Here is a 15,196-nt window from a genome sequence, read left to right as displayed (position 1 = left end):
CGCCGATCTACCGCGCGGGTACGTCGTCCATCGCCTCCATCAGGGCGGTGAGGGAGACGACGCCGAACCGGACCCGGGCATCGTTGGCCCCGTACGGCAGCCACAGGGTGTCGGCGTGCAGCAGACCGCCACACGAGTAGACGACGTTGGGCACGTAACCGTCGCGCTCGGTGTCGTCGGGTGCGAGGAGTACGCCGGGTAGTTCGGCGATGACGCGGTCGGGCCGGTGCAGGTCGAGCAGGAGAGCGCCGATGGCGTAGCGGCGCATCGGGCCGACTCCGTGGGTGAGTACCAGCCAGCCGGCTTCGGTTTCGATGGGTGATCCGCAGTTGCCGACCTGGATCAGTTCCCAGCCGCGGTGCGGAGCGTGCAACGGCACCGGAGGCTGCCACCGGTTGGCTCGGTCGAGGCGGGTCAGGCCGATGGTTTCGCCGTCGGAGCGGCACAGCGCGAGGTGACGGCCGCCGATCGGGCGGGGGAACAGTGCGATGCCCTTGTTGCGGGACGCCGGCCCGCGCATCGGGGTCACCTGGAAGTGGCGAAGATCGTCGCTGCTGAGCATCCGGGCGGCGACGCGTCGGCCGTCGTATGCGGTGTAGGTGGCGTGGTAGGCCGATTCGCCGTCGTCGCCGGTGATTCTGACGAAGCGGGCGTCCTCCATGCCGTTGCTCTCGGCGGGCGCGGCAGGCCAGAGGATCCGTCGCTGGAGCGGGACGTCGGCGGGGAAGGTCACGGCGTAGCTGGCCGAGGCGGTACGGCGCAGTTGCTCGAGGGTGCGCTGGCTCGTGGTGCGGGTGAGTAGGTCGGTGGGAAGGCTGGTCAGCACCTGTTCGAAGGTGTGGTCGTCGAACCGTTCGGGCAGGCGTCCCAGCACGGTGGCGGAGACCTCGTTGTCCCAGTCTTCCTCGGCGAGTCCGGCGGCGAGCAGGTCCCTGCGGTGACGGGCGCTGACGCGGCGGCCGGTGACCAGCGGGCCCGACCGGTCGGTGACGGTGAGCCGGTGCCCGGGTCCGAGTATGGCGGCAGCGAAACCGATCGACGACAGGTGTCCCTCGCCGATCTGCCGCAGGCTGACCGCGACACGTAACTGGTCGGGGCCCAGGCCGGTCTGATCCGGATGCGGCACCATGGACGGGTTGCACAGGGCGGCGGCTTCCACGGCGTACTCGTGGCTGAAGTATGCGCCGACGAGCAGGCGGGCCGTGGGTGACAGTTCGCTGGTCCGGGGAATCCGGTGGTGGACCAGGTCGTGGTGGTGCCGGAAGGTGCCTTCCAGATCGTGGTGCCGGCCGCCGAAGCGTTGCAGGGTCTGCTGGAGCAGACGGGCGGCTTCGTCGTCGTCGAGGCGGGCGATGCGCTCGATGATCGCGGAGGCGCGAGTGCGTACCAGGGCCGCGTCCTCGCCGGGGACGAATAGTTTGACGACGACCCGTGCCGGGTCGGGGTTGAGGGTGAGGTCCAGCCTGGTGGCCAGGTCCGGCCCGGTCATGTCGACTCGCGCCGGCGGTCCGGGCCGGAAGCCGCCGACCGGGTCGATGGCGGGTCCGGTGGGTCGACGGATGCCTCGGTCATGACCACCGCCGGCCGTGCTGGAGGGTGGAGATGAGCGCGAGGGTCGACTCCGCGCCCTGGTTGAGGTTGGGGCCATCCGGGGTGAGGCCGTCGTAGCCGCCGCCGGTCGCCGGGTCCCACATGGCCGTGCCGCCGTCGTTGGCGCCGAGGAACCAGGCGACGGCCTGGCCCACCCCGGTTCCCCAGACGGAGTTGCCCGTGACGGCGGCGGCGGTGACGCATGCGTCCGCGAGCGCGGCGACCTCGATCGGCTGCTGGTCGTGCCGGGCTCGTGGGGCATGGCGCTGCCAGCCGGCGACGGGGATGACCGACAGCACACCACCGGCGTACTGGATGTCGCGCAGCCAGGTCAGCATCCGCAGCCCGGCGGCGAGCAGCCTGGTGTCGCCGCGCAGGTCGGCGGCGGCGATGACCACCTCCGCAAGAGCGGCGCTGGCGTAGGTCAACCGCTGCTGCGGCCACGGCCAGTCCGGGTCGGTGCCCGGAACGCCGACGGCGACGGCGGCGTCGACCAGCAGGTCGGCCGCGACCCGGTTGTCCGGCTGTCCGTGCAGCACCTCGGCGGCACCGAGGCCGGCGAAGGCCATCGCGTGCGGCGCGGGCGATCGCCGACCGGCACTGAGCGTGAAGGCGACGAGGGCCTCGTCGCGGATCCACGGGGCTCGGCTGCGCGCGGCGGCGGTGCCCAACCCCCACACCGCCCGCCCCCACCAGTCGCCGAGACCGGGCTCGTCGGTCCAGCGTCGATCGTGACCGAGCCGGTTGTGGAAGGCACCGCTGTCGTCCTGGGCGTGGGTGAGGAAGGTCAGGTAGCACTCGGCGAGTTGCAGTACCCTGTCGGGCGAATCGGGCTCGCGGCTGGTGACGACCAATCCACGGGCGACGTCGTCGGTGCAGTAGCCGTGCTCGCGGCGCACGGTGGCATTACGGGCATGTTCGAACAGGCCGGTGTCGTCGGTCAGCCGGGCCAGGTGCGCGAAACTGGGCGCGGGCACGGGCACGCGGGACGCGGGTGCGGTCATGCCGGTGCGGCGGTCACGGCAGGTGAGCCACCGGTGTGGACTCTGTCGGTGAGGAGCCGCTTGGCGAGGGCGTGGTACCGGGCCGCCACCGCAGGCCATCGGAGTGTCGGAATCCTGGTGCGGGTGCGGTCGGCGAGGCTGGCGGCCAGGCCGGGTTCGGTCAGGATCCGCCGGATGGCGGCGGCCAGTGCCGCCGGATTCTGGTGGGGCACGAGCAGGCCGGGGCCGTCGGTGAGCATCTCGACGGCGTGCGGGAAGGGCGTCGCGACGACGGGGATGCCGGCGGCGACCGCCGCGACGAGCACGCCGGAGGTGACCTGTTCGCGAGAGTCGTAGGGCAGCACGACGGCGTCGGCGGAGCGGATCAGCCGGCCCAGTGCGGTCTCATCGTGGTAGACCGGCTGGTAGTCGACGGCGTGGGAGACGCCCAGGATCGCGCCCAAGCGGTGCAGCTCCGCCCGGTACGCCTCACCGTCCTGCTCGAGCACCTTCGGGTGCGTCCGGCCCGCGACGGTGTAGCTGGGCATCGGGCGGAGGTCGCGCAGGCGGGCGAGGGCCCGCAACGCCCATTCGATTCCCTTACCGGGGCCGAGCAGTCCCCAGGTGAGCAGGTGGGGGCGCTCACGCGGTTCGATAGCCGGGGCGGCGAGTTCGGCCGCACCGTGCGGGATCACCGTAACCTTGCCCGGGTCGACGGTGTAGCCGACGAGCAGCCGGTCGCGGGCGGTGTCGGTCATGGTGACGACCGCGCTGGCCGCCTCCACCAGCTGCTCCAGCACCGCCTTCTGCCCGGCGGTCGGATGTGCGAGCACGGTGTGCAGGACCACGATGCTCGGTACCGTGAGCCGGCGCAGCAGCGGCAGGACATCCGCGCCGTCGGGTCCGGGGTAGATGCCGTACTCGTGTTGGACGACGGCGATGTCGTAGCGGTCGAGGGCCGCGGCGGCGTCCCGCCAACCGGCGACTGTCCGCGTCGACCAGTCATGCACGACTTCGGGGCCGACCGGTCCCGCGTGCCCGGTGGTCTGCGCCGCCGGCCCGGCGGGGTCCTCGCCGGCGTCGACGATGCGGACAACGCCGTCCGGCGGTCCGTCGGCGGCGAGATGGGCGGCCAGGGCCGCGTTGAAGGTGGCCAGTCCGCACTGGGTCGGTGGATGGGTGCTGAGAAAACCGTAACTGCGGGCCATCTGCCGCGCCTTTCGGTTGTCGGCCGCTGCCGCGCGAGCGGTTACGGACCTCACGCGATAGTGGCGTCTACCCGGCCAGCGTGTGTGACGGGCGGGACGGGTCCGCGGGGAGCCACCGCCTCACGCGGGGTCTGGCCGATCGCGAACCTACGCCGGACCTCGAAAAAGCCATCGGCGGGTCGACACTATCAGCATCGACCCGCCAGCGGTCGGTACCGATCCGGCAAGCGGAGGACGTCGCGGTACACGCGCAGGTAGTCGGCCACCATGCGGTCGGCGTCGAACCGCTGCCGGGCACGGGTCCGGCAGCCGAGCCGGTCGATGGTCGCGACCCGGGCGACGGCCGCGACGGCCTCTTCGACGGTACGCACCAAAAAACCCGTCACACCCTCGTCGACGACCTCCGGCATCGCTCCGCGCCGGTACGCCACCACCGGTGTGCCGCAGGCCATCGACTCCACCACCGACAGGCCGAACGGCTCGTCGAAGGCGATCGGGTGCAGCAGCGCCGCGCTGGCGCCGAGGAGTTCGCCGCGGCGACGCGGACCGACCGGGCCGTGGAAGACGACGTGCTCGCCGTCGATGTGCGGGGCCACCTCCTCGGCGAAGTACCGCTCGTCCTGGACTATTCCGCAGATGGCCAGCGGCCGGCCGGCCCGCCGGGCGATCTCGATCGCGATGTGGGTGCCCTTGTCGGGGTGGATCCGGCCGAACACGATCAGTCCCGTCCCCCCGTCGGCCGCGAACGGCAAGCCGTCGAGGTCGACTCCGTGATAGACGGTGGCGACGTAGTCGAGCCCGGCGACCCGGTCGGCGTCGGAGATGGACACATAGGCCGACCGGGCCCTCGCGTACGCGGGCAGGATCGCCGAATCCGAGAAACCGTGGATCGTGGTGACCAGCGGGGCGCGGCAGTGCTCGGCAAAGGCCAGCGGTAGCCAGTCGAGGTGGTTGTGCACCAGGTCGAACTCGGCGGACCGCGCCAGCGCGTGCGCGACGTGCATCGCCTCCGCCACCCGCCCGTCGACGGCCGGATCGTCCGCGTACCCCCGCGGACACACCCCGTCCAGCCGGGCGGAGGTGACCGAGTCCAAGGTGGCGAAGAGTGTCACATCCGCACCCCGGGCAACCAGACCGTCAGCGAGCAGGCCGGTCACCTGCTCCCACGGCCCGTAATGGTGTGGAGGCGTGCGCCACGCCACCGATCCCAGCATGGCCACCCTCACCGCGATGCGCGATCGGCCAGGCCGGCGGGGTCGAGGCCGGTCGGCAGCGGGCTCGCGTGACAGACGCCGTCGATCCGGTCCGGCAGCTCGCCGTCGATCCGGTCGGCCCTGACCTGGTGACCACGACCACGCAACAATTCGACGGTTCTGTCGTCGTCAATCGCCATCCGCTTCTCCTCGCGTACGAATTCAGCCGGGTCGCCGTAGGTTCTTCTCCTATCGCGCCCGAACGATTGCCGACGGCACCCGCCCGCCGGCCTGGAACGTGATCGTGGCGACCCTCGATGTCCGTCGGCCGTTCCTGATCGGCCTTCCGGCGGTCTCGAGGCGACTGACGGTGCCGGTGCGAGCCGGAGTGGAGCGGACGCGTCAGCCCGGGTGAATCCGAACACTACGCCTTGCCGCGCTCGGACGGCGGTCTGCGTTCACCCGAGGACGGCGGCGTGCCCGCCACGCCCCGTACTCCCGCGCCGGCCGTACCGGCGATTCCACCACTCCGGCGCGACGACGCCTTGCCCGGGCGCGTATTTCCGGGACACGCCGGGCGCAACCAGTCGCCGGTCCTTTCTCCGGCCGGCGACCAAATCCGACATCCCGGTCCTACCGGGAACCCGGCTCGGCCCTAGGCTGGCCACGTCTTTGGACCCGGGCACCTCAGGTCTTACGGACTCCGCGTACCTCCGGCGAGATAAGGTTTAGCAATGACACGATTTGTCAGCCCGGCGCGGTCCGTTCCCGCGGGGAACCGCCGTAGGACCAACGGCGAGTTCCGTGCGACGGAATTTGCCCGCAGCACCAGTCTGTGGGTCGCGCTCGCCGCCTCCGCGACGATGCTGCTGTCGCTGATCATCATCCTGCAAAACGGCCAACCGTCCGACGTGCATTTCCTGGGAGCGCATGGACAACTCCCCACGGGAATCGCGCTGCTGATAGCCACGGCGTTCGGGGTGCTGCTGGTGGCCGTGCCCGTTCTCGTCTACACCAGGGTGCCGGCGACCCATCGGCGAATCGCGTCCCGGACGCCGCCGCCGTCGGACACTCAGGTGGCGAACGACGACACGCAGGACAGGACTGCGTAGCATACTAAAAGCCCGCAGTTTCGAATGAAGCTCGAGATATATTTGAATATGCACCAAATGCGGTGGCATATTGGTGGCCGGAGGGTCAGGATGCTCGGCTGGGCGGTCGACGTACCCTCCGGCGCCGTCACGGTCGGGGTCCGCAATCGTGTGGTCACCCGCTCTGGCACCGTCGCCCGCCACTACGAGCGGGAGGCCGCCGCACGCACGGTCATGTATCTCAAGGGCGTCACCGCGGTCAGCAACACCATCAGGCTGACGGCGACCGCATCGGCTTCCGACGACCTGAAAGCGGCGATCGGCTCGGCGATCCGGCGCAACGCCCAGCTCGATGCCGAGCAGGTCGAGGCGGAGGTCAACGGCACCGAGGTAACGCTGCGCGGCGCTGTACGCTCGTGCGCCGAACGCCGTCAGGCCGAGAACGTGGCGTGGTCGGGTGCCGGTGTCACCAGCGTCAGGAACCAGCTCACTGTCACCGCCTGATCTCAGATCGACCCGGCCGTCCCGAGACGGCCGGGTCGATCTGCGTCGTTCCGTTTACCGGCGACCCGGGGCGCCGTCCGGCTACGGCTTGTCGACGATGAGTACCTCGGTGCTCAGGAAGAGTGCGGCAATCGAGGCAGCGTTCTGCAATGCCGAACGGGTCACCTTGGCGGGTTCGACGATGCCGGCCTTGACCATGTCGACATACTGGCCCGTGGCGGCGTCGAGGCCCTGGCCGGGTGGAAGCGAGTTGACTCTCTCTGCCACCACCGCTCCCTCGTGGCCGGCGTTGCTGGCGATCTGCTTCAGCGGCGCGGTGAGCGCGACCCGTACGATGTTCGCGCCGGTGGCCTCGTCACCGGCGAGGTCGAGCTTGTCGAACGCGGTGGCCGCGGCGTTGGCCAACGCCACGCCACCGCCGGGGAGCAGGCCCTCTTCGATGGCTGCCCTGGCGTTGCGGACGGCGTCCTCGATGCGGTGCTTCCGCTCCTTGAGTTCCACCTCGGTGGCCGCACCGACTTTGATCACCGCGATGCCGCCGGCCAGGGCGGCCAGCCGTTCCTGTAGCTTCTCCCGGTCGTAGTCGGATTCGCTGTGCTGGATCTCGGAGCGGAGTTGGGCGACGCGTCCGGCGATCTGGTCGAGGTCACCCGCGCCGTCGATGACGGTGGTCTCGTCCAGGGTGGCGACCACCCTGCGGGCCCGGCCGAGCATGTCGAGGGTCACGTTTCCCAGTGTGTGACCGGCGGCGTCGCTGACGACCTGAGCGCCGGTGATGACGGCGAGGTCGGCCAGCATGGCCGTGCGGCGGTCACCGAAACCGGGCGCCTTGACCGCCACCGAGGTGAGTGTGCCGCGGACCGTGTTGACGACAAGGGTGGTGAGGGCCTCGGCCTCGACGTCGTCGGCGATGATGGCCAGCGGCTTGCCCGCGTGCATGACCTGTTCCAGGATCGGGAGGAGGTCGGTCAGGTTCGAGATCTTGTTCTCGACGATGAGCAGGTACGGGTCGTCGAGAACGGCTTCCATCCGTTCGGTGTCGGTGACGAAGTACGGCGAGATGCAGCCCTTGTCGAAGCGGATGCCCTCGGTGAACTCCAGTTCCAGGCCGAAGGTGTTGCCCTCCTCGACGGTGATGACGCCTTCCTTGCCGACCTTGTCCATCGCTTCGGCGACGAGTTCACCGACGACGGGGTCGGCGGCGGAGATGGACGCCGTGGCCGCGATCTGCGCCCTGGTCTCGACCTCCTGGGCCTGGCGGTGCAGCGCCTCGGTCACCGCGACCACGGCCTGTTCGATGCCGCGCTTGAGTGCGACCGGGTTCGCTCCGGCGGCCACGTTGCGTAGTCCTTCCCGCACCAGCGCCTGGGCCAGGACGGTGGCCGTCGTCGTGCCGTCACCGGCCACGTCGTCGGTCTTCTTCGCGACCTCCTTGACCAACTCGGCACCGAGCTTCACGTACGGGTCGTCGAGTTCGATTTCCTTGGCGATGCTCACGCCGTCGTTGGTGATGGTCGGCGCACCCCATCCGTGCCCCAGCACGACGTTGCGGCCCTTCGGGCCGAGCGTCACCTTCACCGTGTCGGCGAGCATGTTCATGCCGCGTTCCAGGCCGCGACGGGCGTCTTCACCGAATACGATCAACTTGGCCATCTGTCGTCCTCTACCTGTCGTGCCGACGTTCAGCACTGCTCGGACCGACCTGCGACGAACACATCGCGCACGCCCACAAAGGGCTCATCCCATTCGGCTGGCACTCACGAAGTGCGAGTGCTAACTACGGTCTAGCACTCGCCACCCGAGAGTGCAAGCACAACGTCCTCCCGCCGCCCCTACCGCGCATCCGACAGGACCCGGGGCGGCGCGAGACCCGGCTGACCGCCTTCGTCCTCCCAGACGGCTTCGGAAGCGTCATCGACCGCACGGGGAGTGGACGTGGTGACGGCGAGCAAGATGTGTTGAGGGTGCACCTGGTTGCTGGTGACTGCGGCGAGGACCATCGCCGCGTCGGCGGTGTTGCTCGCGGTCTCCGGCGGGACGATCAGCAGGTCGACGCGGTCACCGTTGTCGCACAGCGCGGTGAGTAGGCTGACGGGCTGGCTGCTGAAGTAGCCCAGCCGGAGGACCCGGTCGGCCACCCCCAGCCGGTGGGGATGGGTGTCCCAGCCACCGGCGGCGAGGACGAGCCTGGTGACGGGTCCGCGGAGTTTGTCGATGGCCAGGACGAGACCCGGCAGTTCCGCGACGGGGTCGGTCGAGCGAGGCCACCAACCGCCGTCCAGGAGGGTACGGCGGGAGCCGGTGGGCTCCATCCGCAGTCGTGGGGTCGACGGCGGCGTCGGCGAGATCGTCGTCGCGCGGCTGGCAGCAGCGGCGTGTGTCATGGCAAGTTCCTTCCGCCCGTCGCCGCGTTCGGGATCCGGCGAGAGACTGCGGTCGGGAGAATGGCAGGCCGAGGCGTCGAACTTGCTGGCGCGGTCGCGGACCGCGCCAGCGGGGTCGTGGGTGTGGAACGCGGATCAGTGACGCTGGCGGCGGGCCAGTCTGCGCAGTTGGGTGATGCGGGCGGCGCCGACCACCATGGTCAGGATCGCGACGCCGACACCGGCGATCAGCAGGGCCAGGGCCAACGGCAGAGTGCCGTGCATCCACAGGAAGGTGACCTCGACGCTGCGGGTGTTCTGCAGCATGAAGACGATGAGCACCACGCAGATGAGCGCGGCGGCGCAGATCCCGAACCAGGCAGCGCCGGTGCGGGTGTGCGGCATCCGGGTCGGCGTCGGCGACGGTACGGCTGAGGGCTTCGGCGATGCCGTGGTGGCCGAATCGATCGGCGTGCCCGGGGTGGTGCGGAAATGGTTGGACATGACATCCCCCTCTGGGGGTGGGGCCGGTATGGCGGGCACCTCAAGGCTGGGATGTCGTCGCTTCCGGGATGACCCCATCGTACGCCTGTTCGGCCCGGCACGCCGAGTTGCCTCGACCGGGGGTCGGGGAGGAGGGCCCAGGGCGGTTCGCCCGGCTGCCCGCTACGACCACCTCCGCCGAGTGTCCGCGACATCGCTGCCTTCGGCATGGGCCGTGGCTGTCGATCCGCCGAGGGGTGTCACCGGCGCGGGCCGGTGACCGTCGTCGGTGGGATCTGTTCGGTTCCGTCGACGACGGCCTGGGCGAGATCGGACAGCCGCCGGTTTCGGCTCCGGGCGCCGTTGCGAAGCAGGGTGAAGGCTTCGGCCATGTCGAGCTGGAGGCGTTCGGCCAGGACGCCCTTGGCCTGTTCGATCAGAACGCGGCTGTTCAGCGCGGTTTGCAACTGTTCGGTGAGGGTGTCGCGGCGTTGGATGGCGCGTTGCTGCAGCAGGCCGATAGTGGCCACGTCGGCCAGGGCCTGGGCGATACGCAGCTTTTCCTTACCGAGCGCGCCCGGCTGGGTGTCGAACAGGTTCAGGGCACCGATGACCTCCGTACGCAGGCGCATCGGCAGGGCGTGTACGCAGGCGTAACCGACCTCGGCGGCGGCTGCGGCGAAGCGCGGCCAGCGGCCGGCGGTGCCGAGGTCGGCGACCGACACGGGTCGGCCGGTACGGAAGCAGTCCACGCACGGGCCCTGGTCGGTCTGCAATTGGAACAGCTCCAGCAGTCGGGTCCGTTCGGACGAGGCCGCCACGACCTGCAGCGTGCCCTGCTGGTCGGTCAGCAACAGCCCGGCCGCCGAGACACCCAGAAGCTGCACACACCGCTCGGTCAACACGTGCATGAAGTCGATCACGTCGAACTCGTCGACGAGAGTGTCGGCCAACTCGACGAACACATTGGTCAGCTGGATCTCGGCCATCTCACTCTCCCTCGACACAGCGTAGACCTGCCGCCCGGCAGCCGGCTGCCACGACCCCGACGAACCTGATACGAACATGCCCGGTCCCGAGACTCAGCGGCCAGTGAGGTCCCCGCCCTCGTCGGAGCCGAGGTCGGGGCCGGGGCTGAAGCGGAGGCGCCGGGCGACCACGTCGCTGGCGACGTCCCGCAGTCGCCGGTCGTGGGAGTACGCGTAGGCGCGCAGCCGGATGAGGGCCACCGCCGCGCTCACCCCCAGTTGCACGGTGACCATTCCCGTGGCCTGGTGTACCTCGGGGTGGTGCAGCCCAGCCCGCTCGGGCCAGCGTCCGCCCGGACGCGGCCGATCGTGCTGCGCCGCGTCGAGCAGCAGCGCGCAGGCGGCGTCCGCGAGCATCAGCGCGTCGGCCAGTTGCTCACGGCCCAGGAGACCGGGTCGGGCACGGTAGAGATCCAGGACACCGATCCGGGCCGCACCGACCCGCAGCGGCAGCGCGAACACCGCACGCACCCCGGTCCGCAACGCCGCCGGTGCGAACACCGGCCAGCGGACCAGGCACTCCGGGGCCGTCAGGTCGGCGACCAGCTCCGGGGCGCCGGCCACGGCATCGGCGGCCGGCCCCTCACCGAGCGTCATGGTCAGCTCCGCCAGGTCCGACGCGACGTCGTCGCTGGCGTACACCGTCTCGCGGAAGCCGGTGCCGAGCACCGTGACGGTCGCGCCGTCCACCCTGGTGGCCGACATCACCGCCGCGCAGACATGTTCGACCGCGACCGGACGGCCCTGGACGTGTTCGACGACCAGGCTCCACAACCGCGTCCGGCGATCGGCGGTCATCGCACCGCCCCAGCCGGACGGTCTTCGCCCGCAGCCGGCTGGTGGAACGGCAGGCGCAGCGGTACCAGAGGTGAATCCACGAAGGCGCCTCCGATACCCCGAACGGTTCGCCAGGGCCGCGACGGGCAGGTGACGTAGGACGGGGACCGGGTCGAACGCGACTCGCTGCATGGCGGCTTGTCACCGGCCAGCCTACGCCGGACAGCCGGGGCCCCGCCCGGTCGCCGCGCTCGTGTCGCACGTTCCCGCGCCGCGTCGCGGTGGTGACGGTACGACCAGGCCGCGCCGGGCCGGTCTTATCCAACCGGTGGGGGCGTAGAGTGATCCGCAGGACCCGCCCCACCACACCGACGCGCCAGTCAGCGTTCACGCTGGCGTCCCCTCGCCGCCCGGACCCAGCGGTCACCCAGCGACTCCAGGCGCCTTCAGCGCAGGGGCGCCATCTCCCGCCGGCACACCGCGGCGACTTCCCCGAGGGCGTTGATCACCATGACCGTTCCCGCCGAGTCAATCATGAACACCGGTCCGCCCCGCCGCCCCACCGAAGCGACGACGCCGGTCACCAGCGACCCCCGGCCACCCCGGGCCGCCGTCCACGGTGGCGCCCCCGCGCATGGTGCCCGACCAGCCCGCGCGTCGACCGGCACCGAGCAGCTACTACGCCAACGCGACGCCCTGCCCGCCGGGCATTCCGATCGCGTCAGGATCCGAGCCCGAGCCATCGAGGCGAACCTGCCGACGGCGCACCGACTCGCACGGCGCTACGCCGGACGCGGCGAACCCTTCGACGACCTGGCCCAAGTCGCCGCCGTCGCCCTGGTCAACGCCATCGACGGGTTCGACCCGGACCGCCGCACCGCGTTCGTCTCCTACGCCGTCCCGACCATCCTCGGCGCCCTCAAGCGGCACTTCCGGGACACGACGTGGGGAATGCGGGTACCACGCGCCATTCAGGAACTGACCAGCGAGGTCAGGACCGCCAGCGGCGAACTCAGCCAGCAGCGGGGCCGTACCCCGACACAGGCCGAACTCGCCGACTACCTGCACATCACCGTCGACCAACTCCGTGCCGCGCTCGGTGCCGAGCAGGTCTACCGCCTGACGTCGCTGAACGCCCCACCCGCGGTGGAAAGCGGCGACGAGCCCATCGACCGCCTCGGCGGCGTCGATCCACACTATGCCCGGGTGGACGACCGCCTGACGCTGCGACTACTCCTGGCGACGGTTCCCGTCCGAGAGCGCCGCATCCTCACCATGCGGTTCTACGACAACATGACCCAGACCCAGATCGCCGCCGAGGTCGGGGTGTCCCAGATGCAGATATCCCGACTGCTGGATCGAACCCTCACCCGACTTCGGGCCGCCCCGATCACACTGGCCGGACTCGGCGACCAGTGACGCTGCGCTAGCCGCCATCCAGAAGACGGCGCCGCCACCCGGAAACGGCGCCGTCAGCTACGAAGCACCGCCGAAGGGAGATGCCATGCACATCCATCGCGCCGAGATCGTCGCAAGGCTGCGGGCGAGAGGGCTGTCCGCCAGGGCCGACTGGGTCGACCGGCAACTGCCCCGGATGGTCGACACGAACCTCAACGGCTCGCTGCTCCGGACGCTCGACATCCAGCCCGCCACGATGACACCCGCCGACATCACGTCGGGATGACACCGAGCGCGGCCCCCTCCGCGTCAGCGACGGCGGTGGGCGCCCGCTCGTCAAGGTCGAGATCCACCTGTACCCCGCGTCCCAGGGGGCGCGGACCACAAGTTCACATCCCGACGCGCGGGCCGATTCGTTCGTCCAGGACGCGCCACAGCAGCCGGGAGTAGGCGGCCGGCATGTGGTTGCCGTCCCGGAGTGTGACGACGTTGCCGATCACGGCCGGGCAGACCGACGCCGTACAGAACCACGGCGTCGGGTCGATGACCCTGACTCCCCGGTGCACCGCAGCGGCCGCGATCATCGCGCGTCGCCGCGGCTCCAGTTGCGCGTCCCGCACCGGTGCGTGGCAGCGGCGCGCGTCGGTCAGGTGCCGGGCGAGGCAGTCGAGAACCGTCGCCGGCAACCAGGGCGTGTCGTTGATCAGTACAACCTCGCCGGCATCAGATCCGATCTCCTCCAGGGTGCGGATCCAGCCGTCAGTCCAGACCTGGTCCCGGTCGGTGAAGGAGTCGACCGGTTCGCCGAAGTTGAAGTCGGTGGAGGAGGTGACCACGAGCATCGGCCGCAGGCTGGCGATCCGCTCCAACATGGCCTGGCGCCACTCGACACACTCGTCGAACGGACGGTCGATGGAGTCGAGACGGAACCGTACCGAGGCTGCGCTGCAGAATCCCTTGACCATGACGACGAGGCGCCACCCGCGGGCGTTCGCGATCTCGTTCAGGGCGGGAAACCAGCTTCCCGCGTGCGAGTCGCCGAAGAGTACGACGGTCTGCCGCGCCGCCGGGTCGCCGTAGACACACGGCCGCGCCGGTGCGGTTTCGGTGATCTTCAGTACGACGCAGCCGTCCCGGAACACCGCGGGGGTGTCCGCGGTGACGTCGGGCAGGGCTGGGGAGAGGTTGGCTGGGACCGCGGTGGCCTCGGCGCTGGCGGCGACCAGCCGGATGAGTTCCTCCTCGGCGGAGCTGGCGGACGACAGCGTCGCCGCGGTGTCGACCGGCGCCCCTGGCCCCACCACCGTCGGCTTGAGCAGCAGCATCGGCAGCGCCACGGCGAAGACGAGCCCGGACGACGCCACGGCGAGCCCGAGCGTCCGCCGAGGCTTGAACTCCAGTCGGGGGAGGCGGCGGATCGGGTTCTCGACGAGGGCGTAGGTGATGGCCGCGGCGGCGAGGGCGGCGGCGGCGAGTCCGAGGTTCTGCCGCAGCGAACCGGCGCCGCCGAGGACCACCGGCCCAAGGATCAGGAAGGGCCAGTGCCAGAGGTACCACGAGTACGAGAGTCGTCCGATCCGCTGTAGCACCCCGATCGAGAGGAGCCCGGCCGCTCCTCCGCCCGGCGCCGAGCAGCCTCCGGCGATCACCAGCGCCACACCGGTCACCGGCAGCAGCGCCGCGTACCCGGGGAACTGCGTCGAGGCGTCGAAGAGCAGCGCGGCTGCCGCGACGGCCGCCAGCCCCGCCCAGGTCATGGCCGCGGCGACCCGGCCGGGAAGTCGTGCCAGGGTGCCGGCGGTGAGGGCGAGGAGGGCGCCGACCGCGAGTTCCCAGGCTCGGGCCGGGCTGACGAAGTACGCGTAGCCAGGTGAGTGGGTCGTCAGCCAGGCCCCGAAGGCGAAGGAGAGTACGGCGACCGTGCCGACACCGATCAGGAGCGGCCCGCTGTTGTCGGGGCGGCTGGTATCCCGACTGCGGCCGCCCCGGCGGCGGAGCGGCCAGGCGAAGAGCGCCACGAGAAGGAGTGGCCAGGCGAGGTAGAACTGTTCCTCCACCGCCAGCGACCAGAAGTGCTCCAGCGGCGACTCCCGTCGCATCGCGTCGAGGTAGTCCACGTTGTTCATCGCGAGAAGGAAGTTGAGGCTGTACGTGGCGCTCGCGATCGCGTGCTTGGCGACCCACTGCGTCTGGAGGGGCAGCCACAGCCAGGACGCGACCAGGGTGACGACGAGGGTGAGCACGGCGGCGGGCAGCAGCCGCCGGGCCCGCCGGGCGTAGAAGGCCGGGAGGGAGATGCAGCCGTTGGTGGTGAACTCGCGCAGCAGCACGGTGGTGACCACGAAACCGGAGATGACGTAGAAGACGTCGACGCCGACATAGCCGCCACCGACGAGGGGTAGCCGGGCGTGGTAGAGCACGACGAGCAGTACCGCGACCGCCCGCAGCCCCTCGATGTCCCGCCGGAATCCGCCGCTGCGACTCGTCTGCCCGGCGGGCCGGCGAGTCGCAGCGGCCGGCCGAGCGGCATGAACCGCCACTGGCAACCCTCCAAACGCTCAAGATCTGGATAGTTCGA

The 15,196-nt window shown here is 70.5% G+C and carries 15 protein-coding genes; 4 read left to right on the top strand and 11 right to left on the bottom strand.

The genetic code is table 11. The features are described from left to right. Positions 1 to 7: 7 nt before the first annotated feature. The 5 genes from V1634_RS28120 to V1634_RS28100 all read right to left on the bottom strand — a co-directional run bounded on the left by V1634_RS28120 (position 8) and on the right by V1634_RS28100 (position 5,174). Positions 8 to 1,489: a glycoside hydrolase family 130 protein gene (locus V1634_RS28120; RefSeq protein WP_331210741.1), complete on the bottom strand. Its 1,482-nt coding sequence runs from the start codon at positions 1,487 to 1,489 to the stop codon at positions 8 to 10. A gap of 79 nt (positions 1,490 to 1,568) precedes the next feature. Continuing rightward, the gene (locus V1634_RS28115; protein WP_101368985.1) at positions 1,569 to 2,594 is read right to left on the bottom strand and encodes a glycosyltransferase; all 1,026 of its coding nucleotides are present in this window, start codon (positions 2,592 to 2,594) and stop codon (positions 1,569 to 1,571) included. After that, positions 2,591 to 3,781, bottom strand: coding sequence for a glycosyltransferase (locus tag V1634_RS28110; RefSeq protein WP_331210740.1), 1,191 nt, complete (start codon positions 3,779 to 3,781; stop codon positions 2,591 to 2,593). The genes V1634_RS28115 and V1634_RS28110 overlap by 4 nt, the downstream gene beginning before the upstream one ends. A 188-nt stretch (positions 3,782 to 3,969) precedes the next feature. After that, complete coding sequence (locus tag V1634_RS28105) at positions 3,970 to 5,007, bottom strand: glycosyltransferase family 4 protein (protein ID WP_331210739.1); 1,038 nt, start codon at positions 5,005 to 5,007, stop codon at positions 3,970 to 3,972. Beyond that, positions 5,004 to 5,174 carry a hypothetical protein gene (locus tag V1634_RS28100; protein WP_331210738.1) on the bottom strand — a complete coding sequence of 57 codons (171 nt, stop codon included), beginning with the start codon at positions 5,172 to 5,174 and terminating at the stop codon, positions 5,004 to 5,006. Before V1634_RS28100 ends, V1634_RS28105 begins: the two co-directional genes overlap by 4 nt. Positions 5,175 to 5,708: 534 nt before the next feature. Here V1634_RS28100 and V1634_RS28095 point away from each other — a divergent pair. Further along, positions 5,709 to 6,086, top strand: a complete 378-nt coding sequence (locus V1634_RS28095) for a LapA family protein (protein WP_331210737.1) — start codon at positions 5,709 to 5,711, stop codon at positions 6,084 to 6,086. A 90-nt stretch (positions 6,087 to 6,176) separates the two neighbouring features. Then, the gene (locus V1634_RS28090) at positions 6,177 to 6,569 is read left to right on the top strand and encodes a BON domain-containing protein (protein WP_331210736.1); all 393 of its coding nucleotides are present in this window, start codon (positions 6,177 to 6,179) and stop codon (positions 6,567 to 6,569) included. 81 nt (positions 6,570 to 6,650) lie between these two features. On the opposite strand, the gene groL is transcribed toward V1634_RS28090, so the two are convergent. The 5 genes from groL to V1634_RS28065 form a co-directional block, all read right to left on the bottom strand. Further along, positions 6,651 to 8,222 carry a chaperonin GroEL gene (groL, locus tag V1634_RS28085; RefSeq protein ID WP_331210735.1) on the bottom strand — a complete coding sequence of 524 codons (1,572 nt, stop codon included), beginning with the start codon at positions 8,220 to 8,222 and terminating at the stop codon, positions 6,651 to 6,653. Between the two features lie 179 nt (positions 8,223 to 8,401). After that, positions 8,402 to 8,953 carry a DUF5994 family protein gene (locus V1634_RS28080; protein ID WP_331210734.1) on the bottom strand — a complete coding sequence of 184 codons (552 nt, stop codon included), beginning with the start codon at positions 8,951 to 8,953 and terminating at the stop codon, positions 8,402 to 8,404. Between the two features lie 135 nt (positions 8,954 to 9,088). Continuing rightward, positions 9,089 to 9,436: a lipopolysaccharide assembly protein LapA domain-containing protein gene (locus V1634_RS28075; RefSeq protein WP_331210733.1), complete on the bottom strand. Its 348-nt coding sequence runs from the start codon at positions 9,434 to 9,436 to the stop codon at positions 9,089 to 9,091. A gap of 239 nt (positions 9,437 to 9,675) precedes the next feature. Continuing rightward, a complete protein-coding gene (locus V1634_RS28070; RefSeq protein WP_331210732.1) occupies positions 9,676 to 10,404 on the bottom strand; it encodes a GAF and ANTAR domain-containing protein in 729 nt (242 codons plus the stop codon). A 93-nt stretch (positions 10,405 to 10,497) separates the two neighbouring features. Next, positions 10,498 to 11,241: a GAF and ANTAR domain-containing protein gene (locus V1634_RS28065; RefSeq protein WP_331210731.1), complete on the bottom strand. Its 744-nt coding sequence runs from the start codon at positions 11,239 to 11,241 to the stop codon at positions 10,498 to 10,500. 513 nt (positions 11,242 to 11,754) lie between these two features. On the opposite strand from V1634_RS28065, the gene V1634_RS28060 reads away from it, so the two are divergent. Both V1634_RS28060 and V1634_RS28055 read left to right on the top strand, forming a co-directional pair. Continuing rightward, positions 11,755 to 12,639, top strand: a complete 885-nt coding sequence (locus V1634_RS28060; RefSeq protein ID WP_331210730.1) for a SigB/SigF/SigG family RNA polymerase sigma factor — start codon at positions 11,755 to 11,757, stop codon at positions 12,637 to 12,639. An 85-nt stretch (positions 12,640 to 12,724) separates the two neighbouring features. Further along, positions 12,725 to 12,904, top strand: coding sequence for a hypothetical protein (locus tag V1634_RS28055; RefSeq protein ID WP_331210729.1), 180 nt, complete (start codon positions 12,725 to 12,727; stop codon positions 12,902 to 12,904). Positions 12,905 to 13,007: 103 nt separating this feature from the next. Here the strand turns inward: V1634_RS28055 and V1634_RS28050 are convergent, their stop codons facing one another. Continuing rightward, entirely contained in the window at positions 13,008 to 15,158 is a 2,151-nt protein-coding gene (locus V1634_RS28050) for an acyltransferase family protein (protein ID WP_331210728.1), read from the bottom strand. Between the last annotated feature and the right edge of the window lie 38 nt (positions 15,159 to 15,196).

This window comes from Plantactinospora veratri (assembly GCF_036421995.1).
Lineage (GTDB): Bacteria > Actinomycetota > Actinomycetes > Mycobacteriales > Micromonosporaceae > Plantactinospora > Plantactinospora veratri.
Note: the sequence above shows the minus strand (reverse complement) of the source record. Positions and strands in the feature narration are given on the sequence as shown.